We start from the raw sequence: 25,802 nt of genomic DNA on the forward strand, positions 1-25,802 counted from the left end.
GTATAAGAACACCACGTCCTGTAGCAATGACTGAGTGACCAACATCATACCGCTGCCGCTACGCTTTCGCGCAAAAAACATCTGCCGCTGCCGCTGCGTTAGCACTACGCTTACGCGCAAAAAACATCTGTTGGCCTAAGCACAAAGCTGAATCCGGACGCAATGATGCTTTTGCTTTTCTATAGAAAACGAGGTTGTCACTTTCAATTGAGAGACAACCTCGTTTTTTTATTTAAACAAAGGTAAGATCCCCTGGATGAAAATAATTACTATCGCTATTGGAGAAACATACCGAATTAAAATATACCAAATATTGAACATCAGACTAGATGAGGCAAGCTCCTTACGAGAAATATCTTTTGTATAATAATAGCCTGCAAAGATAGAAATTAGTAAGGCTCCAATTGGCATACCAATATTATTCGTCAAGAAGTCTACAAAGTCGAAAATAGAACGATCTAAAATTTTTACATCAGATAGGATACCGAATGATAATGCACTTGGAATACCGACAATAAAAATAATAATACCGCCAATCCAAGCGATTTTTTTACGCTTTTCAGGCTTATCTCCAATTGCGATAGCCACGACAATTTCTAACATGGAAATGGAAGAAGTAACTGTTGCAAATAGTAAGAGTACGAAGAAAATCGTTAAGAATAGACCACCAAGAGGTAATTGTTCAAAAACAGCAGGTAAAATAATAAAAACGAGGCCAGGGCCTTGATCAGGAGTATAGCCAAGTGCGAACACTGCTGGGAAAATTACTAGACCTGCAAGTAAAGAAATAATGATATTCATCGATGCCACATTGATGGCTGAATTTCCAATCTTTTCTGATTTCGACAAATAGGAAGCATATGTGATCATTACCGCAATCCCAACACTTAACGAGAAGAATGCTTGTCCAAGCGCTTTTAAAAATGTTTCCGCATTTAAATAGGACCAATCAGGGACGAACATAAATTTGACGCCTTCCATTGCACCGTCCAAAGTTAAAGAACGTATAACTAATACGATGAAAAAGATGAATAACAGTGGCATCATCCATGTACTAGCTTTTTCAATACCGCCTTTAATACCAGCTGATACAATCACTACAGTTAACAACATAAATAACCCTTGAACAATCACCGCTTCAAATGGGCTTGAAATAATGTTACTAAATAAATCTGCATAATTACCATTTGAACTATTGAAATGGAACGTTAGGGAACGGCCTAAATAGCTTAAAATCCAGCCACCAACAACACTGTAAAATGAAAGTATTAGACCGGCAATAATCATGCCGCCCCATCCTATTAAGTACCATGGTTTTCCTGGCGCTTGTTCCTTGAACGACGTGACGGCATCCTTTTGCCCGCGACGTCCAATCATAAATTCTGCAATTAATACCGGCAAGCCGATGAAAAATGTACATAGGATAAATAATAAAATAAAAACACTTCCGCCGTTAGTACCCGCCATATAAGGAAACTTCCAAATCGCTCCTAACCCTATAGAACTTCCAGCGGCAGCTAAAATAAACCCAATTTTAGATGTAAATTGATCTCTCGAAGACACGAAAATAAATCCTCTTTATACTAAGGTTTCATTTTACAGCAATATTCTCGTTACACAAGCAAATTTCAGAAATGACTTATAGATATTCTAAAATAATTTCGTTTGTGCAACCGGGGTAATTTTAGAGGCGTAATAAGTGTTTGGGTAAATTATTAAAAAAGTGAAATTCGTTTAAATATGTAACAATTAGGAGGAATGATTCGTTACATGTGCAAAAGGGGGGATGACTGTGACAGAAACTGAATTAATAGAACGGGCTCAGCAAGGAGACAAAGACGCCTATATAGAGCTGATCCGAATACATCAACGAACAGTTGAAAAATTTGCTTTTCAATGCGGCGTACATAGTGATGATTTAGCAGATGTTTCGCAGGAGGTATTTGTGAAGCTCTATCGTTTTTTACATCAATTTCAGCAGGATCGTTTTACGACATGGCTCTATAAAATCACATTGAATGCAACACGTGATTATTATCGCAAAGAACAACGAGAGCAGGCAAAGGAAGAAAAGCTAAGTGCTCAGCAACAAATGCCCTCATCTTCAGCAGAAAAGCATGCCCTTAATTTTGAGGAGGATAGGCTATTACATAATGCCATTAACGAACTGGATGAAAAATATCGTTATCCTCTTATATTATTTTACTTCCATGAATTAAAGTATGAGGAGATAGCCGAGGTACTAAATATTTCGTTATCAACTGTCAAAGTTCGTATATTACGTGCAAAGGAAAAGCTCAAAGCGGTGTTAATGCAGGAGGGGAGTGTTGAAAATGGATGATAAACAATTTGAAAAACGAATGGAGCTTCTAAAAAAATCCTATGATCGCATGGAATCACAGTTAGATCCAGAAGCCGTTTTCACACAAATCGAAGCAGAAAATGCAACACAACATTCGCCAGAAATCATAACAACAAAAAAGCCCCCCTTAAGATGGCAAAAGCCAGCTGTCTGGATAGCAAGCATTGCAAGTGTACTTTTAGTGGGTGTGCTAGTTTCTTCGTATATGATTAATCAACCAACAATCACAAATAGTGAAGAAGATGTTTCTTTGGAAGAACCACAGAAAGCTGGAAATAAAAAATGGATTGAAAATATTACTAAAAAATACAACAGTAAAAAAGAACAAATAAGAAGAGAATTAAAAGTTTCCATTGATGAACTAAATGCATTTGAATTTATTAAAGAGGCTGATGCTAAGTTAGACTTTTATACAAGAAATAATTTGCGTTTACTTGAAAGCGATAAGCAGTATTTAAAAGATGCAGAAGAAAATGTTCTTAATGAATTAATGACACCTAGGAGAGCGATAGAAACGATTGAAGAACGGAAACAATTATCTTTTGATGAATCTTTAGAGGTATATCGCTTATATGAAAAAACGGTCCTAGAACTAGAAGGTTTTTACAGCAATCTTCTTGTACAATATGAACCTCTTTTGAAGAAAAAAATGGATATCAATCAATATCCATCAGATTTAAAAGCAATTTTTGAAGCTGCAAACAATCAATTTATGGAACTGAAAGTGGATGATGAAGGTAAGTTTTATTTTAAAGCTAATCCTATTAATGGCGAATTTGTACAGGATTCTATTCAGCAATTACATCCAGATATTTTTGGTTACTTTGAGTATTTAGAAAAGGGGCATTTATTATTAGCAGATGATTTAAGGTATACACGGGAAGAAACTGCTAAATCCTTAAAAATAATGGAGCGTTCGTTAATAGCAGATGTGGACGCAGGCTCATCTACTTATAAGGTTTTAAGACAAAGTTTTGAAAATACATGGTTGGTGTTGTTAAAGGGAACTGCAAGCTATCCTGCTCTTACAAAAGATGGGAAACCCCATAAAGAATATATGAATTTCTTGCAAAAAGTAGCTAATGGAACATACGGGGAAGTAATGAAAAAAACTGCTTCAACAATTTTGAATGAACTGCAACAGGACAATCGCTCAAATACTTTAGCTCAGTTATCAGCTTACGATATTTGGACAATCATATTGCAAACTCGAGAAGAAACAGCAGGATTTATTAATGATAGTGATTTTACTATTGTAAGTATTGATGAATCACAAATAAAGAGTATATATGAGCAATATAAAAAAAGCGATACAGAAACAATTATCAATCAATTACGCCCATTAAATATGGTTTCTCTTTATTTATATGCAGTAACTATTGGAGACGAATCTTTACAAAAAGCTATATTAATGCCAGAAACGAACATTAATACAAGTTTGTTAGACAAAGTTAAAAGTTTAGATATCTTTAGTCAATTAGGAGAATATGATGGTATGTATCCAATGGTTGCTGTTCGTGTTTCTGGAGAGTATCAGGATATGTATGGTAGACAATTTCTTATTAAATTATCGCAAAATAAAGAAGGTAATTATCGCATAACAGGAATCATGGATTGATGGAATGAATTTTTGCCCCACTAATACACCTATGTTATAATTTGTGGTGATATATACGTAGCAAACAAAAAGAAAGTGGGCAAAGGTTATGGGACAAAAATATGAATTAGGGGACGTGTTGACTGGTAAAGTTACAGGTATACAGCCGTATGGTGCATTTGTTGCGCTTGATGAAGATACACAAGGCCTTGTACATATTTCCGAAATTACGTACGGCTTTGTAAAGGACGTTAGTGAATTTTTGTCAGTTGGGCAAGAGGTTGAAGTGAAGATACTTGAAATCGATGAAGATGCCGAAAAAATTAGTTTATCGATTCGTGCTTTGCAGGAGCGCCCAGCTACATTGCGTAAAAAAGATGTACTACCACGTAAATCATTGCAGGACCGTGTAGATGAATCGGATGCGAATGGTTTTAATTCCCTAAAAGATAAATTACAGGACTGGATCGAACAGTCAGGACAATAAAGTAAAACTGTAATCAGTGATCTCCACTGATCGGGCGTTTACTGGCAGTTATTTTACCTAACTTCTTTGCTTTTGCTGAATTTTGAGATAGGAATCTGACGCTTTCGGTACAGATAAATTACTGCCTGTTAATGCGGGATAAAAAAACGAGGATGCCTTTAAAATATGAAGGTACCCTCGTTTTTTTTGTATTCAAATATAACTATTGATTTTTTATTTTTCGAATTCGATATTGTAGGTTTTGACGACTCATGCCGAGTGCACTAGCGGCCTTTGTAATATTGCCTTCATATAAATTTAAGACGTTTTGCACATAATATGATTCGGCTTCACGCAAATAAGCATCGAGCGGCATAACATCGTTCTGTTGCTGGAACATAAAGAATTCCGGCTCGTGATTAGATGTGTCTTGCTGCTGTACCTTGAAACGAAAATGCATTGGTAATAAATCTGAGGTAACTGTTGATTCAGTGGTCATAAATGACACAATTTCATCTAGTAATAGCTCAAGCTCTTTTAAATTTCCTGGCCAATCATATTGCAAAAATAAATCCTGTACATCAGGTGCTAGATTCGCGACATTTGAAGCGAAGCGTTCTCGATGGCGGTTAAAGTAATCATCTACGAATGGAAGAATATCTTCTTTTCGATCTGTTAGATTTGGGATGGTAATAGCCATTGTAGCAAAGAAATAATACAGTGATTTTGAAAGTTTCTTCTCCTCAATCAATGCAATAGGATCGCTTCCGACACTTCCGATGAGCATGTATTTAGACTGTGGAAGAGATTGTAATATCTCTAAAAGTTGCTCTTGGATATCTAGACTTAAAAAATCTATGCGTTCAAAGAAAAAAGTGTATGCTTTGTCATCTTGTAAGAGCTCCTGTAATTTGTCTAAAACAGATTGAGCAGAGCGACGACTCACTAGAGTTACAAATGCTTCAGAATCAGCCGATACTGCATGGTGCATGCCCTCTGCGACTAAATCCTTTCCTGTACCCGATTCTCCAATTAGTAATACCGGTAATTTCACAGCTGCTGCTTTTTTGGCGTTTGCGATAATTTGTCGCATCGATTCGGATACAGCTGTAATCATATCGAATGTTAAAGGTTCATCATATCGACGAAGAGGCTGATAAACTAGCTTTTCGAGTGATGTAATGTCACGAGCAAATTCGATCGCTCCAATTAGTTTATTTTCAACATAAAGTGGAAAAGTATCATTAATCGTTGTAATTTCATGACCATTTTTATTCCAATAAGTTTGTTTTACATTGATCTCCTTTTTGCCTGTTTGTAATACTCGCATTAAAGTACTTTCATGCTGGCGGAAGGAAAACATTTCAATAACAGAGCGATCTGCTAATTCATCAAAATGGAAACCTTCAATTTCTTTCATCTTTGTATTATAAATAATTGTTTTGCCAGAAAGGTCTACAGCATGAATACCAACAGATACATTTGTTGCAATGAACTCATAAAAAGGGAGTAAAGGTTCAAAATTTTTCATAAAATGTGCACCTCAAAAAATTTTTTACTTGAAATATGCAACGAAATTTTGCATTATAATAAGTGTAAGAATATTCTAAACGCAAAGATATTTTGCGTCAATGTTTTTTGCACACTTAAAACATATCTCACGAGGGAGGATTAAGTATGATTTCATACAAACACGAACCATTCACAGATTTTACTCAAGAGGCAAATTACAACGCTTATTTAGAAGCATTAAATAAAGTTGAAGGTTATTTAGGTCAAGACTATCCACTTATAATTGGTGGAGAACGTATTACTACAGAAGATAAAATCGTTTCATATAATCCAGCAAAGAAAACAGAAGTAATTGGTCGCGTATCAAAAGCAAACAAAGAACTAGCTGAAAAAGCAATGCAAGCTGCAGACGAAACATTCAAAACTTGGAAAAAAGTAGATCCAGCTATTCGTGCAGACGTACTATTTAAAGCAGCGGCAATTATCCGTCGTCGTAAACATGAATTCTCTGCACTTTTAACAAAAGAAGCAGGTAAACCATGGGCTGAAGCTGATGCAGATACTGCAGAAGCAATTGATTTCTTAGAATACTATGGTCGTCAAATGCTACGTGTTAAAGAAGGTCAACCTGTAGAAAGCCGTCCTGGTGAATACAACCGTTATGACTATATTCCATTAGGTATTGGTATTGTTATTTCACCATGGAACTTCCCATTCGCTATTATGGCAGGGACAACGGTGGCAGCTTTAGTAACAGGTAACACTGTATTATTAAAACCAGCTTCAACAACACCTGTAGTTGCTTATAAATTTATCGAAGTGTTAGAGCAAGCTGGTCTTCCAGCAGGAGCTGTGAACTTTGTACCAGGTTCTGGTGCAGAAGTAGGTGACTACTTAGTTGATCATCCAAAAACACGTTTCATCAGCTTCACAGGATCTCGTGATGTAGGTTTACGTATTAACCAGCGTGCGTCTGTATTAAATGACGGCCAAATTTGGATTAAACGTGTTATCGCTGAAATGGGCGGTAAAGATACAATCGTTGTTGATAAAGAAGCAGATCTAGAGCTTGCAGCACAATCTATCGTAAAATCAGCATTTGGCTTCTCTGGTCAAAAATGTTCAGCATGTTCTCGTGCTATTATCGTTGAAGATGTCTATGACCAAGTTGTTGACCGTGTAGTGGAATTAACAAACACGTTAACAGTTGGTGATCCAACAGACTTCAACAACTTCATGGCAACAGTTATTGATCAAGCAGCATTCAATAAAGTAACAGAGTACATTGAAATCGGTAAAGGAGAAGGTCGCCTTGTTGCAGGTGGTACAGCTGATGATTCAGTTGGTTACTTCATCCAACCAACAGTATTTGCAGACGTAGATCCTTCTGCACGCGTTATGAAAGAAGAAATCTTTGGACCAGTTGTAGCTATTACAAAAGCTAAAGATTTCGATCAAGCAATTGATATTGCAAATGATACTGAATACGGCTTAACTGGTGCGGTTATTACAAATAATCGTATGAACTTAGAAAAAGCACGTGAAGATTTCCATGTAGGTAACTTATACTTCAACCGTGGCTGTACTGGTGCAATCGTTGGTTACCAACCATTCGGTGGCTTCAATATGTCAGGTACTGACTCAAAAGCAGGTGGCCCTGACTATCTACAACTTCACATGCAAGCAAAAACAACTTCTGAAATGCTATAACTTCTTTCGGCTGACCGAAGAAGTTGCCTCCGGACGCAATTATGTGGAGGCATAAATTATAAGAGAATCTGCGAGACTCCTCCTGGTAAAGTGAGTCCGACAAGAACCGCAGGCGCTAATGTCGAGGTGGCTTACCTAGGAGTAGTGTGCAGATTCTTGCTTTTTATATTCAGAAAATGCTGAAATTATTCTATTGAATTTACTTATAGAAAAACAGAGTCTACCAGAGATTTTCATCATGAACGTAAGGAGAGAAAACTATATGACAAAAACAAATCAAGTTATTGAACAAACTCAAAATTTTGGTGCTGCAAACTATCACCCGCTACCAATCGTTATTTCAGAGGCTGAAGGTGCTTGGGTAAAAGATCCAGAAGGTAACAAATATTTAGATATGCTATCAGCCTACTCTGCTGTAAATCAGGGGCATCGTCATCCAAAAATTATCGCAGCGTTAAAAGAACAAGCTGATAAAGTAACATTAACTTCTCGTGCATTTTATAGCGAAAACCTTGGTGAATGGTATGAGCTTGTTGGTAAATTAACGAATAAACAAATGGTATTACCGATGAATACAGGTGCAGAAGCGGTAGAAACTGCATTTAAAGCAGCTCGTCGTTGGGCTTATGATGTAAAAGGCGTAGAAGATGGCAAAGCTGAAATCATCGCATGTAATGGTAACTTCCATGGTCGTACTATGCTTGCTGTATCTTTATCATCTGACGAAGAATATCGTCGTGGCTTCGGTCCAATGTTACCGAATGTTAAGTTAGTAGATTACGGTAACCTGGATGCATTAAAAGCAGCAATTACTCCAAACACAGCAGCGTTTTTAATTGAGCCAATTCAAGGTGAAGCGGGTATCGTTATTCCATCAGAAGGCTTCTTAAAAGCTGCTCGCGAGCTATGCCGTGAAAACAATGTTTTATTCATTGCGGATGAAATCCAAGCTGGTTTAGCACGTACGGGTAAAATGTTCGCATGTGATTGGGAAGAAGTAGAACCTGATATGTACATTTTAGGAAAAGCTTTAGGCGGCGGTGTATTCCCGATTTCTTGTGTAGCTGCAAATCGTGAAATCTTAGGTGTATTCAATCCAGGATCACACGGCTCAACTTTCGGTGGTAATCCTTTAGCATGTGCTGTATCTATTGCTTCAATTAAAGTATTACTAGATGAAAAATTAGCAGAGCGTTCACACGAACTTGGTGAATACTTTAAAGGGAAATTAAAAGAAATTAACAACCCAGTCATTAAAGACGTTCGTGGTCGTGGTTTATTTATCGGAATGGAATTAACAGAGGCAGCACGCCCGTACTGTGAAAAGCTTAAAGAATTAGGCCTATTATGTAAAGAAACACATGATACTGTCATTCGATTTGCGCCACCACTTGTTATTTCACAAGAGGATTTAGATTGGTCAATTGAGCAAATTGAAAAAGTTTTTAAAGTTTAACAAAATGTTCACATTTCAATTCGGAAGTATGTTACAATGATGCCGATATACTATCATTATAAAAACAAAGAGGCGATTTAATAATGTCTGAAAACTTAAATCTGTTCACATCAACTCAAGAAGTCATTCAAGAGGCTCTAAATAGACTTGGCTATGACGAAGCAATGTATGAATTGTTAAAAGAACCGCTTCGCATGCTACAAGTGCGTATTCCAGTGAAAATGGATGATGGTACAACAAAAGTATTTACTGGTTACCGTGCACAACATAATGATGCAGTAGGACCAACTAAAGGTGGGGTTCGTTTCCATCCGGCCGTATCTGAGGAAGAAGTTAAAGCGCTTTCAATGTGGATGACATTGAAATGTGGTATCGTGGATCTACCTTATGGCGGTGGTAAAGGCGGTGTCATCTGTGACCCACGTCAAATGTCTATGGATGAAATCGAACGATTGAGCCGTGGATATGTACGTGCAGTTAGTCAAATCGTAGGACCAACAAAAGATATTCCTGCGCCAGACGTATTTACGAATGCACAAATTATGGCTTGGATGATGGATGAATACAGCCGTATGGACGAATTCAACTCTCCAGGTTTCATCACAGGTAAGCCATTAGTGCTTGGTGGTTCTCAAGGTCGTGACCGTGCGACTGCACAAGGTGTAACAATCGTTATCCAAGAAGCAGCGAAAAAACGTGGCATTGATATAAAAGGTGCGCGCGTTGTTATTCAAGGCTTCGGTAACGCAGGTAGCTTCCTAGCGAAATTCATGCATGATTTAGGTGCAAAAGTAATCGGTATTTCAGATGCTTATGGTGCACTACATGATCCTGAAGGTTTAGATATCGACTACTTATTAGATCGTCGCGATAGCTTTGGTACGGTAACAACATTATTTGAAAACACAATTTCAAACAAAGAATTACTAGAACTTGATTGTGATATTTTAGTGCCAGCTGCTATTGAAAACCAAATTACTGCTGATAATGCAAACAACATTAAAGCAAACATTGTAGTTGAAGCAGCGAACGGTCCAACAACTTCTGAAGCAACTAGAATTTTAACTGATCGTGGCATTTTACTTGTACCAGACGTATTAGCATCTGCTGGTGGTGTAACAGTTTCTTACTTCGAATGGGTACAAAATAACCAAGGTTATTACTGGACAGAAGAAGAAGTTGAAGAACGTCTTTACAAAAAAATGGTTGATGCGTTTGAAAACGTTTATACAACAGCGACAACACGTAACATTAACATGCGTTTAGCAGCTTATATGGTAGGTGTTCGCCGCACTGCAGAAGCTTCACGCTTCCGTGGATGGGTTTAATCAATAGATAAATACAAAACGAGTCACTCCTAAGTAATTAGGGTGACTCGTTTTTTTCTTGGGGCGATTTGAATTTATTCGTTTGGATAAGATGCTCCAGCCGCTTTTCTAACATCGCTTTTCTTACTTTCCGCTCCTTTTGTATAAGCATATATTTCAATATACCTAATCCACCGAAAATAACAACAAACCAAATAATTGCAATATTTAACATATTCATAAGCAAAATTCCTTTATTTTATATACTATCTATACTATACAATGACTAACTAAACAAAATCTAAACATATAGATAGATTGTGTATATAGGTGGATAGAACTAATGTATAGATGAATAGAACTAATTGTTCAGATTCTGTTCAGGAAGACTATAGTAAATTGAGGTATGACGGTGTTGAAAATTTGAAAGGGGCGAAAATATTTATGAAGAACAACGGAGTTTTAAATAGGTAGGAGGGAAAAGGATGCATATCAAAACGAAACAGAAAAAATGGTGGAAGCGTTCACTTACGGTCATGCTTTCACTTACACTTGTGACAAGTAGTGTTTCGCTGACAGGGTTGCCTAAAAAAGCGCTAGCAGCGGATCCTGTGAATCCGGGTGGTGTAAGTACACAACCAGTACTATGGTTGAAATCAAATGAAGGTGTAAAAGAAAGTGCTGGAAATTTAACACATTGGGCTGATCAATCTGTAGCACCAGTGAATTTTACACTTGATATTCCAACAGGACAAGAAGAGAGAACACCGAAGTATAACGAAAATGGTGTGAACTTTAACCCAAGTGTAAAATTTGATAACTTAAATGCAAAAAATCACTATGATCAATCTGCTAAATTAATAGGAGATAAACAGATTACTTTCCAGTCTGGTTATGCTGTTTATAAATGGCCTGAAGCTGGGACTGCAGGGGCACTTGTTGGTTCTACGGAAATAATCAAGTACGGTACTCAGATTTTAGGTGGGGGATCTGGAGAATTTTTCGCAGTAGGGACAGGTGCAAACTCTACATGGAGCGGTTTTGGAGTTCCTAACAGAAAAAGATTCCAAATGGCAAACTATGAAATGAATGATGATGGCACAAAGCCGTTAGCAAGGGTAGATGGGCAGCCAACTATTATAAAAGAATACCTTAACTTTACTCGACATACATTTACACCTGTTATTGGAGCTACTAAAGGTAGTACTAGTAACTGGTCAGGCCTCCGTGCTGATGTGGCAGAGGTTATTTTGTATGATGGGGAAACAAGTGCAGATGCTGCTAAAATTGAAACGTATTTAGCCGTAAAATATGGCATTACGTTAAATGATGGTGCTAGCAATTACGTTGCGACGAATAACACGGTTGTGTGGGATGCAAACACCAAGTATCAACAAAATATCGCTGGTATCGGTCGTGACAATGCAGAGGACCTTGAGCAAAAGCAAAGCCGAAGCATTAACGAAGGTACACAGGTTGCAATTGGTGTTGAGGCACTTACAGCTACAAATTTGGCTAATCAAGGTACGCTTACAGATGGACAATATTTGATTTGGGCCGATAACGGCAAGGATCTAGCGTTCACAAAGCAAATCGGCACAACTAACAAAAATCATGCTGAACGTATTTGGAAAGTACAAAATACAGGAAGTGTGGGTGAAGTAGAAATTGCCATTCCAAAGAGTGCTCTTCCAGAAAACACAACATTACGAGTAGGAAGCAGCGATACAGATTTTGCACTAGCGACTGAACATACATTAACAGAGATTACTTTAAATGGCGCACCTCATTATGCTGCAAAAGCGACATTAGCCAATGGTCAATATTTCACGTTTGCAGCGGATGCACCAGCACCACTAAGCGTGAAAGTGGAAGAAATCACAGCGAATCAAAATCAAATTATCGTGACGTTTGATAAAGACATCAAATTAACAGCACCTGAAGCAACTGGATTTACAGTGACAGTAGGTACTGAAACAATTACACTAACTGATGCCGATGTGAAAGTAAATCCAGCTGATCCAAAGCAATTACTGATTACATTACCAGGGACAGATACCACTGGTAAATCCGTAAAAGTAGAGTATGACGGACAAGGAAAATTAACAGGTACAGATGGTGTACCGGTAAATAGCTTTGAAGAAACTATGACAAACACTGCCATACCATCTCTAGAAATCACGGATCCAACAGGTAAAGTGAGCACTAAGAAACCAGACATTAAAGGAACAGTAGATAAAGACGCAACGGTGAAAGTTGTGATTAAAGATAAAGACGGCAATGAAGTACCAAATGCGAGTGGGAATGCGACGGTTGATGGAAGTGGCAATTGGGCATTCACGCCAAGCATTGACTTAGTAGATGGCGACTACATAATCGAAGTCGAGGCAAAAAAAGGCGACAAGATAGCAAAACAAACGGTAAACATGACAGTAGATACAGCAGCTCCAAATCCAACAGTGGGAGTAACAGCACCAACAGAAACGGTGAGTACAGGTAAACCAACATTTACTGGAACAGCAACACCAGGTGCAACAGTAAAAATCAAAATTTCTGATAACATAACGTTAACAACAACAGCAGATGAACATGGAAACTGGAGCATCACACCGAACAAAGATATACCTAACGGCATATACAATGTCGAGTATACAGCCGAACTTAATGGTCATACATCTGGCATAGTATCAAAACTTTTAACAGTCGATGCGCCAGATAAATCACTTTTAGCGACACGAGTGGAGATTGTCGAAGGCTTAACAAACGAAGATTATACTCCTGAAAGTTGGAATAACTTAGAGCCAGTATTGAGTGCAGCAAAAGCTGTATTGGACAATCCAAATGCAACACAAGCTGACATAGAAGCAGCTTACAATGCTTTAAAAGCAAAACATGATGGATTGGAGTTTGTAGATCAGGATAAAACAGTTGATAAAACGAATCTGCAAAAAGAGCTTACAATTGCCGCTGGATTTAGCGAGTTGAATTATACGCAAGATAGTTGGTCCGCATTTGAAACGGCAAAAAAAGGTGCTCAAGATGTATTCAATGATCCACAAGCAACCCAAGAAGAGGTGAATGCAGCTTGGGAAAAATTAGTTGCAGCGCGTCATGCATTAATAGATGCCCCGACTGCTCCTACAGTAGATAAAACAGCATTGCAAGCTAAAGTAGATGAATCAGCGAACTTATCGGCAGGTAGCTATACACCAGAAAGTTGGTCAAACTACCAAAAAGCGTTAAATGATGCAATAGCTATGTTGACAAAAGGAAGCGCTACGCAAACAGAAATAGACGATGCCTTACAAGCATTAACAGCAGCGCAGAATGCACTTGTAAAGAAACCTACACAACCAACATCAGGTCTAGGCTCACTAACACCATCAACAGGCGCATTAAGTCCAAACTTCTCATCAAAAGTCACAAATTACACAATGAATGTGAATTACGCAACGTCTCAATTAACATTTACAGCACTCCCGAGCAATCCAGATGCTACAGTGACGATGACTGTGAATGGACAAGTTGCGACAAATGGTCTTGTTCCACTCCAAGTCGGTGCAAATACCGTAGTTATTACGGTTCAAGATGGTACAGGAGTCAAACAATATACAATTACGGTTTATCGTGCCGCTGACTCGTCATCAGGCTCAGGCGGTGGCGGAGATACATGGACGACAGCTCCACCAACAGCTCCAACACCACCAACAACGACTGAACCTGGTACAACTACAACGAAAATCCAAGTGGCATTAGAAATTGATGGCGAAAACCCACTGGAAAAAACAACAGTAGAAATTGAGCGCACAAAACATGCCAAGGGTGAAATCACAGATTTTGTGGTATTAACAGAAGCGAACTCGAAGGAAGCTGTAGAAAAAGCGAAACGAATTGGCAATAACATTGTTCGTATCGTCATTCCGGATGTCAATGATGAAGTAGATAAAGTAACGATAGAAATACCGAAACGATCTCTTCAATTACTACATGACAATGGTTTATCATTAGAATTTGCTACAGAGAATGGACTGATTGCAATTCCACTCAGCTCAATGGACGGTGTGAATGATAATTTCTACTTCCGTTTAGTACCTGTGAAAAAGGAAAGTGAGCGTAAGGCGATTGAAGAACGTGCAAGAGTGGAGAAGGTTGTCCGTAAAACACTGCAAAGCAATAATGTACGTGTCGTAGCTCGTCCAATGACGATTGAAACGAATATGCCAAGTCGACCAGTACAAGTGACACTTCCATTGAAAGGTGTTAATGTGCCAGCAGCGGCAGCTGAGCGACAAGCATTCCTAGACCAATTAGCAGTCTTTATTGAACATTCGGATGGCGAGAAAAAAGTTGTATTCCCTGAAGTCGTGACAAAGGCGAAGGGTGAACTTGGCTTACGTTTCACAGTGGACAAGTTTAGTACATTTACGATTATTCAGGTGGAAAAGCAAGCTATTCACCACCATGAAGCATACATTAAAGGCTTCCCTAATGGTACATTTGGTCCGGAGAAAAACGTGACACGTGCCCAAGTGGCAACGATGATTGCGCGTATCTTAGGCTATACAGATGGCCAAGCAGTTAGCAAGGCACCATTCAAGGATATTCCAAGTAATCATTTCGCAGCTGGCGCAATTGCCTTTGTCAAAGAGCACGGTATTATGAATGGGGATGTGGATGGCAACTTCCGCGCAAGTGAGAATATCACACGTGCACAAATGGCTACAGTGGTCGCGAACTATAAGCGGCTGCATATCGAAGAAAATGTAGCAATTACATTCAATGATACAAAAGGCCACTGGGCGCAATGGATTATTGAAGCGAATCGTAATGCAGGCATTATTAACGGTCGCGCAGACAGAAGTTTCGCACCAGATGAGCACTTAACACGTGCCCAAGCCGTGGTGATGATGAACCGTATGTTTGAACGCGGTCCACTACATGGTGTGACAACACCAAGCTTCCCAGATGTAAAGGCATCTCACTGGGCGTTTAACGAAATTGAAGAGGCTGCAAAACCTCATGCATATTTCATCGATGAAGAGGGGCAAGAGCAGATTAATTGAATAAGTATGGGCAATTACAGGCTAAGTATTTTTTAGCCTGTTTTTCAGTTATTTATTGATTGAAAAGATTTTTTTGGTAATAAGTTGATATTTTTAAAAGATCTGTTCAGATTCTGTTCAGGCATCCCTTATAGACTAAATAGGAAAATCATGAAGCCGATATTTAGTGAAGGGGAGAACATAAAGATGAAAAATAGCACAACACTTTACGACAAACTATTTAAAGCAGCTATGGCTACAACTATGGCAATAAGTGTAATTGCTGTTGTGGCATCAAACATGGCAAAAGCCGTAAATAGGAAGTATTTACGGATGTCAAAACAACCTCTGACTACTATGAATATGTTAATGAATTGTTTGAACGTGGCTTTGTGAATGGGTAAATTATTAAATAACTTCCCAATTATTGTTCAGAATTTGTTCAAATATTTTATAATAGAAAAAATTACATAAAAAAATAAATGACTAAGCAATCGAATGTATGTAAATAAATCAAACGATAGTAGGAACATAATAATGAAAAAAGATTTTGTAATAGTGTTTAGTATCTTCATGCTATTTGCCATAGTTTTTGTGATAGGGAATAGGCATTATTTTTTAGAAAATAATGACAGCATTGTGAAACAGGGAATGGCGGTTGTTTCAAATGAGCAACTTGAAAATAATAACACCATAAAGCTCAATGGAGATTGGTCCTTTTATCCAAACGTTCTGATATCGCCTCAACAGTCATTAGATGATTTCGAAGAGCAGCGTATATCTATGAAAGTTCCTGATAAATGGGAGGATTATTTTCAATTCAATGAAAAAGGTCCTCTTGTCGGTACATATCATCTTGTAGTAAAGGTTCCTACAGAAGGGCAGTATGGTTTGTTTTTTCGCTATATTCACTCATCTAGTCGTGTTTTCATTAATGGTATTAAGGTTGGGGGAAAAGGAAACCCAAGTACGTCTTTCTCAAGCTTTCAATCAGAAAATGATGATACATTTATTGCCATTGGGCAAAGTGACGAGCAAGAGCTTGATATATTAGTACAGGTAGCTAGCTACAATAAATATCCAACAGCGGGAATGATTTATCCTGTTGAATTTGGAACAAGGGAGAGCATACAGAACTTCTACGATCACAAGAGGTTAATTGATGTATTGGTGATTTTTGGATATATCGTTTTTGGCATCATTTATCTGACTATCTATGGACAAAGTCGCAAAAGAAAAGAAGAATTGTTTTTCGGACTTTATATGTTACTGATAGGTTTTCAGTCGTCCTTTACTAATCACAAGATTTTCTTTCAAGTTTTCCCTATAGAAGAAACGTTTACCCAGTCACGATTACAGCTCGGTGTTATCCCTCTAATAGATATTTGTCAAATACTTTTTCTTTATACTATGTATCCACAAGTGGCGAATAAAAAAACTGTCAATACAATTGTTATTTCACTAGGTTGCGTTTTTTTTCTATATGGTATTTATAATCCATTTTATATAGATACAAGTGAAATGACTGCACAAGCAATGATTATTCGACAAATTACATACGTAGCTTTGATTATTTTGTTAACTGGCTACACGCAATTGATGTTAATCCGTGTTATTTTGAAAAAACTAGAAGGTGCGCGATATATATTAATCATTTTTGCAGGAGGTTGCTGTTATGCGTTATTAGTAATCATTAATTTTTTAATAGAAGTACCTAATGAGTATAGTAAATTGTTATTTTTGGGTTGTACATTAGTTGGCTTCACTTTACTCCTAAACTATCGTATGAATCAGGCCTTTACGGATGCACAGACATTATCAAAAGAGCTATTAGTACACAATCAAATGAAGGATGAATTTTTACTGAAAACCTCCCATGAATTGCGCACACCGTTAAATGGGATTTTGAATTTATCAAAGTCACTAATGGAAGGTGCTGAGGGGCCGTTGAAGCGTACCCAACAGGAGCAAGTGATTTTAATTCATAATGTGACGCAGCGTTTAGGTTATTTAGTAGAGGATTTACTGTTTTCATCCAATTATATGTCTGGCGAAATACGTGTCTCTCCTCGTACAGTGGCAATAACGGTGATTAATGAAGTAGTAGCAGAAATTCGCAGTGTGATGTCTACTAATAGTCACGTACGATTACTCGTTGAAGTAGATTTGACATTGCCACCCATGCTGACAGATGAATTGCGCTTTAAGCAGGTGTTGTACAATCTGTTACACAATGCTATCCAGCATACCGAAATTGGAGAAATTACTGTAACTGCCTATCAGAAAGAGAAACATATGGTCATCGAGGTAAGCGATACCGGAAAAGGGATTCCTGCTCAGGATTTAGAACGTATTTTTAATTCGTTTTATCAAGTGAAAAATAATCATCAGAAAGAGGGCCTTGGAATAGGATTAAGCATTGCAAAAAATATTGTAGATAAATTAAATGGTGATATTTATGTAAAAAGTACTTTAGGAGAAGGAACAATCTTTACATTCACAATGCCTCTTGCAACAGAAGAGCAAGTGGGTATTGAAAACTCATTCGCAATCGTCTCACGTGCCAACACATCCAAAATATTACAACTTGAGCTACCGTTGATTCATAATGGAAACGATAAAAAAATACTTGTAGTAGATGATGATCATGTCAATATAAAGGTTTTAGCGGATGTATTAGCACTAAAGGGCTATACAGTGATTGGTGTTGATAATGGCTTTGACGCTATCGACTACATCAAAACGAATCAAGTGGATTGTATGCTAGTCGACTTAATGATGGAAGGTATGTCGGGCTATGAATTATGTAAGCAAGTGCGCAAGCAATATGACATGTTAGAACTACCAATCATTGTTTTAACTGCTATTATGAAACATTCTGATTTAGTGCTAACCTTGCAAGTAGGAGCGAATGATTATTTACGAAAGCCTGTAGCAACGGATGAATTGCTTATACGAATAGAATCATTATTAGCGGTTCGACAATCGTCAATAGATGCAATCGAAGTTGAGATGAATTATTTATATGCGCAAGTGACCCCTCATTTTGTCTATAATACACTCAATACAATTATTGGATTGAGCTATTCCGATATGGATAATACAAGGGAAGCACTATACTGCCTAGCAACTTACTTCCGTGCAAAGCTCAATGTTCATTATCGAAATAGTATGGTGTTGATTGAAGAAGAATTGGAACTCGTAAAAGCATATCTTTATATTGAAAAGATGCGTTTTGGTAATCGTTTAACTGTCAAATATGATATTGATGAATCTATACAACTTATGATTCCAGCATTATCGCTACAGCCTTTAGTGGAAAATGCCGTTTTTCATGGTATTTCCAAAAAGCCAGAGGGAGGTACAATTGAAGTAAGTGTCCAGAGAGAAGGACAATTTGTTCGGATTAAAATACAAGATAATGGGGTAGGTATACCCGCTAAAAAGTTACAACAATTAATAAATGAAGAAAGTTCGCGCATTGGTTTTACAAATCCGTTAAAAAAATTTAAATTAATGAAAAATGCGAGCCTTCGTTTAAATAGTGAGGAAGGAGAGGGGACAACTATTCTAATATTATTACCGAAGGGTGATGGAGCATGAATATTATTATCATAGATGATGAAAAAATGGCTATTGATGTTTTACGTTTCAAGTTAAATCGACTTACACAATTTCAGATTTCTATTAAAGGAACATTTACGAATGCAGCCGATGCCCTGATTTTTCTAGAAAAAGAATCTATTGATGTTGTTTTTCTAGATATAGAAATGATTGATGTGCATGGCTTACAGGTAGCAAAACAATTAAAAGGGAAATCATCATCTACACAAATAATATTTGTTACAGCACATGCCCAATTTGCAGTGGATGCATTTGATGTAGAGGCAACGGATTATTTGTTAAAACCTGTTCATGAGAAGCGGCTCATAAAGGCGTTGATCAAAGCGCAGCAGAAGTTGCAATTACAAGAAGATGTAGCAAAAGTGAAAAAAGAACATCTCTTATATGCACATACATTTGGAAGCTTTTATTTATTGGATGCCCAGCATGAGGTTATGAAGTGGCGTACTAGGAAAGTGCGAGAACTATTTTTATATTTATGGTTTCATCAAAAAAAGCCTATGTTAAATGTTGTCATAATAGAGGAGCTCTGGCCAGATTTAGAATTTGAGAAGGCGGCCAGTAACTTACATACGTCTATTTACCAGTTAAGGAAGCACCTTAAAGAAAAAGGTATTCAAGATCCAATTCGATTGGTCAATAATCATTATCAATTAAATGTGGAAATTGCTAGTGATTATGATAAATTTATTTATTTGCTAGAGCAGAAAAGGCATGATGAAATATCCATCCAGCAGCTTTTAAATTACTATGAAGGTGATTTTTTAGCGGAGGAGGAGTACTCTTGGGCTATTCAAACCCAGCTGCGCTTAAAGCAAGGGATTTTACATGTACTCGAAATGTATATTACTACTACAATTTCTATTAATTCATTACTAAAATTAAACTGTTTACAAAAGATGTTAGAGCTAGATGAGTTTAACGAAAACTATATGTTTCTACTACTAGAATTTTTAATTGGGCAAAACAAAAAACAGGATTGTATAAAGTGCTATGAGAGGATACAAGAAAAATTATCGGAAATTGGTATTTCAGTACCAGAGAAAATTCTTAGTATTTATAATGCTTACATGATTCATGTTTAAGGATCTTTATTCTTTGCTTTCTCCAATATAAATATGAGAAAATCCAAGCAGAAAGGGGCGAATTGAATGGATTCATTTACATTTTATAACCCAGTGAAGTTACATTTTGGTGAAAATGCATTGGAAAAGCTTTCGAATGAGTTAGCGCAGCATGGTAAAAAGGTGCTAGTTGTATATGGTGGAGGTAGCGTTAAGAAAAATGGTGTATACGATGCTGTCATCGAGAAGTTACAAGAAGCCGATAAAACAATATTTGAACTAAGTGGTGTTGAGCCAAATCCACGTGTTGAAACAGCAAGACTTGGTATTGATCTTTGTAAAAAAGAAGATATTGATCTAGTCCTAGCTGTAGGAGGTGGTTCCGTAATTGACTGTTCTAAGTTAATAGCCGCTGGTGCAAAATATGATGGCGATGCTTGGGATATTGTAAAGCGTAAAGTATTTGTGCAGGACGCTTTACCGCTTGGAACGGTATTAACGCTAGCTGCAACAGGTTCCGAAATGAACTCAGGCTCTGTTATTACAAATGCGGCTACTGAGGAAAAACTAAGCTGGGGTAGCCCTGCGGTATTCCCGAAATTTTCGATTTTAAATCCAGCGTATACAGTGACAGTACCAAAAAATCATACAGTTTACGGTATGGTTGATATGATGTCGCATGTACTTGAACAATATTTCCATAATACGACGAATACACCGATTACAGACGAAATGTGTGAAGGAGTATTAAGAACTGTCATTGCAACAGCACCTGAATTAATAGAAGATTTAGAGAATATTCCGTTGCGTGAAACGATTTTATTAGCCGGAACAATTGGGTTAAATGGATTCTTATCAATTGGCTCTCGCGGTGATTGGGCGTCACATAATATTGAGCACGCTGTATCTGCAGTGTACGATATTCCGCACGCAGGTGGTTTAGCGATATTACAACCACATTGGATGCGTCTATGTGTACCCGTAAATCCAGAACGTTTTGCAGGCATTGCAACACGCGTTTTTGGTGTTGACGCATCAGGGAAGTCTCCAGAAGAGGTTGCATACGAAGGAATTGATCGTTTATCGGCATTCTGGACTTCACTAGGAGCTCCGAGTCGACTTGTAGATTATGAAATTGATGATTCAAAATTCCAGCAAATTGTAGAGCATGCTATGCAAAATGGACCCTTTGGAAACTTCAAAAAATTACAGGAAGAAGATGTGCGAACTATTTTGCAAAACGCTCTTTAATATGAAAATAGACATGAGGCTACCCGTTGTAGTCTCATATTTTTTATTGTGCAAGTGTCCTAACAAAAATCTTAGGAAATAACTAATTCCTTGTCGAATGTTCTCGTTAATTGTAAAATTGTTCAGAATTTGTTCAACTATGTTTATTAAAATAAAGATAATAATAAACTAGGATAGAGAGGGACAAATGTTGAAACAAATGCTTGAAGATTGCAATGTCGCATCGGGTTGCATAAAGACTCCATTTCAGCGGCACGTTTATAAAATGCAGAATTGTGTAGAAGTATTGGGGATTGAAACGAAATCACTGCAAGTTGAGAATGACCAAATTGTCACGGGATATATCGTTGATCAAAGTATATTCTTTAAAAGTTTACAATGTGGCCAAACGAATATTACCTTTACAGATGGTGTAAATAAAGCAAATGTACAAGTTTTTGTACGTCCTTCTGGAGAAATCGTTGTAGAAGTGGAACCTTATTTACGAGATGCTGAAATAGTGCTAGTTTATTATCGAACAATACTAGCAGATACAGCTATTGCGATTGATTTAAAAGGTGCTTTAAAACATTATTTGGTGACTCATCAAATGATGAATAATGATGAGTCAATTGCAGAGGTACATTACCGATCTATGCATCCTAATGTATTGAAAGATTCTTATGCGGGTAATTTCATATTAGGTTGCTATGCAGATGGAAGAGAGATTACAAATGCAGAAGAATATGCATTAGCTAATCGATTGGCAACATTAAAATTCTCAAAAATCGTTATTCAACAGCAAGGTGTAAAAAAGGTTATCGCATTAAAAATGTTATTAACTTTTATGATAACAGATCATGTTTTTGTAAATAATGAAGAGATTCTAGATTGCTTAATAGAAGATACAAAAGAAGTTAAACGAGAACAAAGTCATCTAGTGCTGGTATAATAAATAGCCAACTGCCTGAAATAAGGCAATTGGCTATATATTTTATTTAGAAAAATTATTTTGGATCATGATGTTATTGTTTGGGTGTTGAGTTTTCCGGTCTTTCACCAATATGCACCCAAGCTAGTTTCCCATCATCCTCATCAAATAAAATGGCCACTTTTGATACGCCTTTCTGACTTGAAATGACCTCTGTTAAATGGTCGCGTACATCATCTAAAAAAGCGAGTGATAGGTTAGAATCAGCTTCGGCAACTAATTCCACATGTAAAAATTCGCCTTCTTTAACGACCTCTAAACGAACGATATCTTTAATGTTTGGGTCATCCATAACAAGATGAGCAATATGATTTAGCATTTCTTCGTCTGTTTCACCAATAACCCCACGCGCATTATCAAGGAAAACTTTCGCTACTACATAGAACATCATACAGCCAATAATCATTGATACAAGTCCTTCTATTCTTGTCCAGCCTGTAAAATGTGCGATTAAAATAGCAGCGAAGGCCAAGAAGTTACCGCCTGTAGCCACTAAGTCTTCCATAAACACTAATTTTGTTGCTGGTTTTGCGCGATTTAAATAGGGAAAAGCTTTAGGGATAGCAGTTATTATTCCGGTTTTTTCCTGACCAGCGTCATGTAGTATTTCAACGGCAGCCTTCGCAAGAACTGACCCTTCTAAAACAATACCAATCAGTAATACGCCAAGTGCAATGAACATTCCTTTAGATTCTCCAGCTGGGTGTATAAAATGATGCCAGCCTTCTTTTATAGTTTCATAAGAAAGGATCGCCACAATTATAACAGCAAAAAGACAAACTAAATTTACTATTCGGCCAAAGCCTCCAGGAAACTGTTTTGTCGGTGCTTTTTTCGAAAGCGCTGAGCCGATATAAACGAATAATTGGTTTGCTGCATCTCCTAGTGAGTGCATCATTTCTGCAAACATGGCAACATTACCCGTAAAGAAGAAGGCAACACCTTTAATAATTCCTAAAAAGGCATTGACAACTGCTGCCAACAGAGAAGGCTTATTCCCGTTTTTTAATAGTTTCAATATTTCTGCCACAAAAGAATCCTCCAACTAGTTTAAAATTTCCATCTCGATTTTTTCTATATAGGGTAGTGTTCGTAATGAACGATAAAATGACAGTAAGTTATCAGAGACTATTAATGATAAGCGTAAATCTAATTCGTGAAAAACATGATCAGGATCCGGAATATCTTGAATGCGTATGTTTTCGATAATAATATTGTTTTCCTTTAGGAATTGTAAAAAGGATTCACTCTTTTCATCATTATTAATCTGAACCTTCAATGATATTTCTCGCATACGAATTCTTCTTGGTCCTATTTTCATTAGAAAAGGCGATAAAACCTCAATTCCGAAGACAATGATAATAACGGCTAATGTAGCATCTATATAGAAGCCTGCACCAACTGCAATCCCTATTCCCGCAGCTCCCCAAATCATTGCTGCAGTTGTTAAACCTGAGATACTATCATTCCCACGTCTTAAAATAACACCTGCTCCAAGAAATCCAATTCCACTAACAATTTGAGCAGCCAAACGAAGGGGGTCCATTGTTATATTGATTCCTGACCTAGGGGGTGTTGAGTAGGCGGTTTCAATCGAAATAATAGTGAGTAAACAGCTAAATGTAGCAATAACTAAGCTCGTTTTTAATCCTACAGGCTTCTTTTTTAATTCCCTTTCGATGCCGATTACTAAACTTAATGTGGCTGCAATTACTAATTTTATGCCAACTTCATATGTAATCATATTTTCCAAGGTTTCCATACGCAACCCTCCACAGATATTTCGTATTGCTAAGAGATATGCAAGGTGTCATTATTATATGTACATTACTTTTTTGTATTGTACATCACGATCGTAATGAAGTATAAGTATTTTTAATTCTTTCAGCACATATTTTTGGTAGCGAAAGAAAGCTGCAGCCACAATTGTTCTATACAGCGAAAGCAAAGCGTCGGCTACAAATGTCTTTACCTCTATATGTAGTGAGATGAATGTGAGTATAAGTTAAAGTTTCCGGCAGATTTCACGGGATTGGAAAGGAGTCTTTAAAGGATGTTAGCCTAAAATCATCGTATCCATGCGATAACGGCTAACTGACCTGCATCGGTAAAAACGCCACGTCCTGTGGCATTACCGAAATGACCGACATCGTGTCGGCCCTCATGCAGGCCTGAGCGTAAAGTCGAATCCAGACGTAATGATGCCGAGACAAAATTGATTGGAGGTTGGATTTTATGGAGAAACCAAAAATTCATCCATACATACCTATTTTTATTGGCGTTATTTCAGTATCCTTATCTGCCATATTTGTAAAATTAGCAAATGCAGAAGCGGGGGTTATTGCGTTTTACCGTATGTTCTTTTCGGTGTTAATAATGGCTCCTTTGTTTTTTTGGAAGTACGCTAAGGAGGTAAAGGGATTAAGAATACGTGATTGGCTATTTTCTTCTGTTGCAGGTATATTTTTAGCCTTTCATTTTATTTTGTGGTTTGAATCACTTAATTACACTTCTGTAGCAAGTTCTACAGTTTTGGTTACACTACAGCCATTGTTTGCATTTGTAGGTACATATTTTTTCTTTAAAGAGAACATTACCCTGAAAACCATTTTTGCAGGAGTTATTGCTATTGTCGGTAGTATTTTAATTAGTTGGGGAGATTTTAAACTTAGCGGTACTGCATTTTATGGAGACATGCTTGCTCTTGTCGCGTGCGCACTCGTTACAGCTTACTTTTTATTTGGACAAGATGTACGGAAAAGATTATCTCTTGTGACATATACGATGATTGTTTATGCTGTTAGTACAATTACATTGTTTATCTATGTTCTTATTAAAGGGGAATCGTTCGGTCCATATTCTACTATGGTCTGGATATGGTTTATTTTATTAGCGATAGTTCCTAATTTATTTGGTCATACTCTATTTAATTGGTCTATTAAATACGTTAGTACAAATGTAGTCTCCGTTGCGATCTTATTTGAACCAATTGGCGCGGCCATTTTAGCTCTTCTAATTTTTAAAGAGTATTTAATAGCCACACAAATTTTTGGCGGATTCATTGTTATAGTAGGAATTCTCTTATTTGTAGTCGATGAGAAAAAGATTTTTAAACTTTTTTCAAAAAAAGCTTGATTTATAAATTGCTATATTATATATTATTACTTGTCCTTAACAAGAAGGACGATAAAAAAGATTTGAAAAAAGATTTGAAAAAGTTGTTGACTTCTTATCGGATACAAGTTATGATAATAAAGTCGCTGAAAACAACAGCAACAAAATGAACCTTGAAAACTGAACAAGCAAAACGTAATCAATAAAGTTTTTAGTAGCTAACCTTGAGTTAGTGAACGAAACAAAATTTTGGACATCAAACATGATGCCAGCAAAACAATTTGAGCTAATCAAATTTCTTTTTATGGAGAGTTTGATCCTGGCTCA

General features: G+C 37.1%; 17 protein-coding genes and 1 pseudogene. 13 read left to right on the forward strand and 5 right to left on the reverse strand.

All coding sequences use genetic code 11. The features are described from left to right. Positions 1-228: 228 nt before the first annotated feature. The gene (locus tag ACMZ42_RS14315) at positions 229-1,563 is read right to left on the reverse strand and encodes a sodium-dependent transporter (protein WP_415731855.1); all 1,335 of its coding nucleotides are present in this window, start codon (positions 1,561-1,563) and stop codon (positions 229-231) included. A 229-nt stretch (positions 1,564-1,792) separates the two neighbouring features. Here ACMZ42_RS14315 and ACMZ42_RS14320 point away from each other — a divergent pair, with 229 nt between their 5' ends. The 3 genes from ACMZ42_RS14320 to yugI all read left to right on the forward strand — a co-directional run bounded on the left by ACMZ42_RS14320 (position 1,793) and on the right by yugI (position 4,446). Beyond that, positions 1,793-2,341 (forward strand): RNA polymerase sigma factor, encoded by a 549-nt coding sequence (locus ACMZ42_RS14320; protein WP_415731856.1) that lies wholly within the window; start codon positions 1,793-1,795, stop codon positions 2,339-2,341. Further along, positions 2,334-3,980 carry a hypothetical protein gene (locus ACMZ42_RS14325; protein ID WP_415731857.1) on the forward strand — a complete coding sequence of 549 codons (1,647 nt, stop codon included), beginning with the start codon at positions 2,334-2,336 and terminating at the stop codon, positions 3,978-3,980. The genes ACMZ42_RS14320 and ACMZ42_RS14325 overlap by 8 nt, the downstream gene beginning before the upstream one ends. A gap of 88 nt (positions 3,981-4,068) precedes the next feature. Then, entirely contained in the window at positions 4,069-4,446 is a 378-nt protein-coding gene (gene yugI / locus ACMZ42_RS14330) for a S1 domain-containing post-transcriptional regulator GSP13 (protein WP_132361692.1), read from the forward strand. Positions 4,447-4,648: 202 nt separating this feature from the next. Here yugI and ACMZ42_RS14335 read toward each other — a convergent pair whose 3' ends face one another. Beyond that, positions 4,649-5,956 (reverse strand): sigma 54-interacting transcriptional regulator, encoded by a 1,308-nt coding sequence (locus ACMZ42_RS14335; protein ID WP_415731858.1) that lies wholly within the window; start codon positions 5,954-5,956, stop codon positions 4,649-4,651. 146 nt (positions 5,957-6,102) lie between these two features. On the opposite strand from ACMZ42_RS14335, the gene pruA reads away from it, so the two are divergent. The 3 genes from pruA (at position 6,103) to ACMZ42_RS14350 (ending at position 10,431) form a co-directional block, all read left to right on the forward strand. Next, positions 6,103-7,647 (forward strand): L-glutamate gamma-semialdehyde dehydrogenase, encoded by a 1,545-nt coding sequence (pruA, locus tag ACMZ42_RS14340; protein WP_415731859.1) that lies wholly within the window; start codon positions 6,103-6,105, stop codon positions 7,645-7,647. 262 nt (positions 7,648-7,909) lie between these two features. Next, on the forward strand, positions 7,910-9,103 hold the full coding sequence (locus ACMZ42_RS14345; RefSeq protein ID WP_370077995.1) for an ornithine--oxo-acid transaminase: 1,194 nt from the start codon (positions 7,910-7,912) through the stop codon (positions 9,101-9,103). A gap of 83 nt (positions 9,104-9,186) precedes the next feature. Further along, positions 9,187-10,431 carry a Glu/Leu/Phe/Val family dehydrogenase gene (locus ACMZ42_RS14350; RefSeq protein ID WP_370077993.1) on the forward strand — a complete coding sequence of 415 codons (1,245 nt, stop codon included), beginning with the start codon at positions 9,187-9,189 and terminating at the stop codon, positions 10,429-10,431. A 37-nt stretch (positions 10,432-10,468) separates the two neighbouring features. On the opposite strand, the gene ACMZ42_RS14355 is transcribed toward ACMZ42_RS14350, so the two are convergent. After that, positions 10,469-10,651, reverse strand: a complete 183-nt coding sequence (locus tag ACMZ42_RS14355) for a hypothetical protein (RefSeq protein WP_415731860.1) — start codon at positions 10,649-10,651, stop codon at positions 10,469-10,471. 244 nt (positions 10,652-10,895) lie between these two features. On the opposite strand from ACMZ42_RS14355, the gene ACMZ42_RS14360 reads away from it, so the two are divergent. The 6 genes and pseudogenes from ACMZ42_RS14360 to ACMZ42_RS14385 all read left to right on the forward strand — a co-directional run bounded on the left by ACMZ42_RS14360 (position 10,896) and on the right by ACMZ42_RS14385 (position 22,322). After that, entirely contained in the window at positions 10,896-15,473 is a 4,578-nt protein-coding gene (locus ACMZ42_RS14360; RefSeq protein ID WP_415731861.1) for an S-layer homology domain-containing protein, read from the forward strand. A gap of 338 nt (positions 15,474-15,811) precedes the next feature. Further along, positions 15,812-15,856, forward strand: a pseudogene (locus ACMZ42_RS14365) (hypothetical protein); the annotation flags it as partial. A 133-nt stretch (positions 15,857-15,989) separates the two neighbouring features. Further along, complete coding sequence (locus tag ACMZ42_RS14370) at positions 15,990-19,055, forward strand: ATP-binding protein (RefSeq protein WP_415731862.1); 3,066 nt, start codon at positions 15,990-15,992, stop codon at positions 19,053-19,055. Beyond that, positions 19,052-20,161 carry a response regulator gene (locus ACMZ42_RS14375; protein WP_415731863.1) on the forward strand — a complete coding sequence of 370 codons (1,110 nt, stop codon included), beginning with the start codon at positions 19,052-19,054 and terminating at the stop codon, positions 20,159-20,161. The genes ACMZ42_RS14370 and ACMZ42_RS14375 overlap by 4 nt, the downstream gene beginning before the upstream one ends. Before the next feature lie 66 nt (positions 20,162-20,227). Beyond that, on the forward strand, positions 20,228-21,391 hold the full coding sequence (locus tag ACMZ42_RS14380; protein ID WP_415731864.1) for an iron-containing alcohol dehydrogenase: 1,164 nt from the start codon (positions 20,228-20,230) through the stop codon (positions 21,389-21,391). A gap of 187 nt (positions 21,392-21,578) precedes the next feature. Beyond that, entirely contained in the window at positions 21,579-22,322 is a 744-nt protein-coding gene (locus tag ACMZ42_RS14385; RefSeq protein WP_415731865.1) for a hypothetical protein, read from the forward strand. A gap of 73 nt (positions 22,323-22,395) precedes the next feature. Here the strand turns inward: ACMZ42_RS14385 and ACMZ42_RS14390 are convergent, their stop codons facing one another. Both ACMZ42_RS14390 and ACMZ42_RS14395 read right to left on the reverse strand, forming a co-directional pair. Beyond that, positions 22,396-23,391, reverse strand: a complete 996-nt coding sequence (locus ACMZ42_RS14390; protein ID WP_415731866.1) for a cation diffusion facilitator family transporter — start codon at positions 23,389-23,391, stop codon at positions 22,396-22,398. Between the two features lie 15 nt (positions 23,392-23,406). Next, positions 23,407-24,123: an MgtC/SapB family protein gene (locus ACMZ42_RS14395; RefSeq protein WP_415731867.1), complete on the reverse strand. Its 717-nt coding sequence runs from the start codon at positions 24,121-24,123 to the stop codon at positions 23,407-23,409. Positions 24,124-24,596: 473 nt separating this feature from the next. On the opposite strand from ACMZ42_RS14395, the gene ACMZ42_RS14400 reads away from it, so the two are divergent. Continuing rightward, positions 24,597-25,496 carry a DMT family transporter gene (locus tag ACMZ42_RS14400; protein ID WP_415731868.1) on the forward strand — a complete coding sequence of 300 codons (900 nt, stop codon included), beginning with the start codon at positions 24,597-24,599 and terminating at the stop codon, positions 25,494-25,496. The last annotated feature ends 306 nt before the right edge of the window (positions 25,497-25,802 follow it).

Source organism: Lysinibacillus sp. NPDC056185 (assembly GCF_047737915.1).
In the GTDB taxonomy this organism is placed as follows: Bacteria; Bacillota; Bacilli; order Bacillales_A; family Planococcaceae; genus Lysinibacillus.

Excerpts from the sequence above, each read along its gene's own strand:
- ACMZ42_RS14325 (WP_415731857.1), top strand. The coding sequence starts at position 2,334 with ATGGATGATAAACAATTTGAAAAACGAATGGAGCTTCTAAAAAAATCC.
- yugI (WP_132361692.1), top strand. The coding sequence starts at position 4,069 with ATGGGACAAAAATATGAATTAGGGGACGTGTTGACTGGTAAAGTTACA.
- ACMZ42_RS14335 (WP_415731858.1), bottom strand. The coding sequence starts at position 5,956 with ATGAAAAATTTTGAACCTTTACTCCCTTTTTATGAGTTCATTGCAACA.
- pruA (WP_415731859.1), top strand. The coding sequence starts at position 6,103 with ATGATTTCATACAAACACGAACCATTCACAGATTTTACTCAAGAGGCA.
- ACMZ42_RS14345 (WP_370077995.1), top strand. The coding sequence starts at position 7,910 with ATGACAAAAACAAATCAAGTTATTGAACAAACTCAAAATTTTGGTGCT.
- ACMZ42_RS14350 (WP_370077993.1), top strand. The coding sequence starts at position 9,187 with ATGTCTGAAAACTTAAATCTGTTCACATCAACTCAAGAAGTCATTCAA.
- ACMZ42_RS14355 (WP_415731860.1), bottom strand. The coding sequence starts at position 10,651 with ATGAATATGTTAAATATTGCAATTATTTGGTTTGTTGTTATTTTCGGT.
- ACMZ42_RS14360 (WP_415731861.1), top strand. The coding sequence starts at position 10,896 with ATGCATATCAAAACGAAACAGAAAAAATGGTGGAAGCGTTCACTTACG.
- ACMZ42_RS14370 (WP_415731862.1), top strand. The coding sequence starts at position 15,990 with ATGAAAAAAGATTTTGTAATAGTGTTTAGTATCTTCATGCTATTTGCC.
- ACMZ42_RS14375 (WP_415731863.1), top strand. The coding sequence starts at position 19,052 with ATGAATATTATTATCATAGATGATGAAAAAATGGCTATTGATGTTTTA.
- ACMZ42_RS14380 (WP_415731864.1), top strand. The coding sequence starts at position 20,228 with ATGGATTCATTTACATTTTATAACCCAGTGAAGTTACATTTTGGTGAA.
- ACMZ42_RS14385 (WP_415731865.1), top strand. The coding sequence starts at position 21,579 with ATGTTGAAACAAATGCTTGAAGATTGCAATGTCGCATCGGGTTGCATA.
- ACMZ42_RS14395 (WP_415731867.1), bottom strand. The coding sequence starts at position 24,123 with ATGGAAACCTTGGAAAATATGATTACATATGAAGTTGGCATAAAATTA.
- ACMZ42_RS14400 (WP_415731868.1), top strand. The coding sequence starts at position 24,597 with ATGGAGAAACCAAAAATTCATCCATACATACCTATTTTTATTGGCGTT.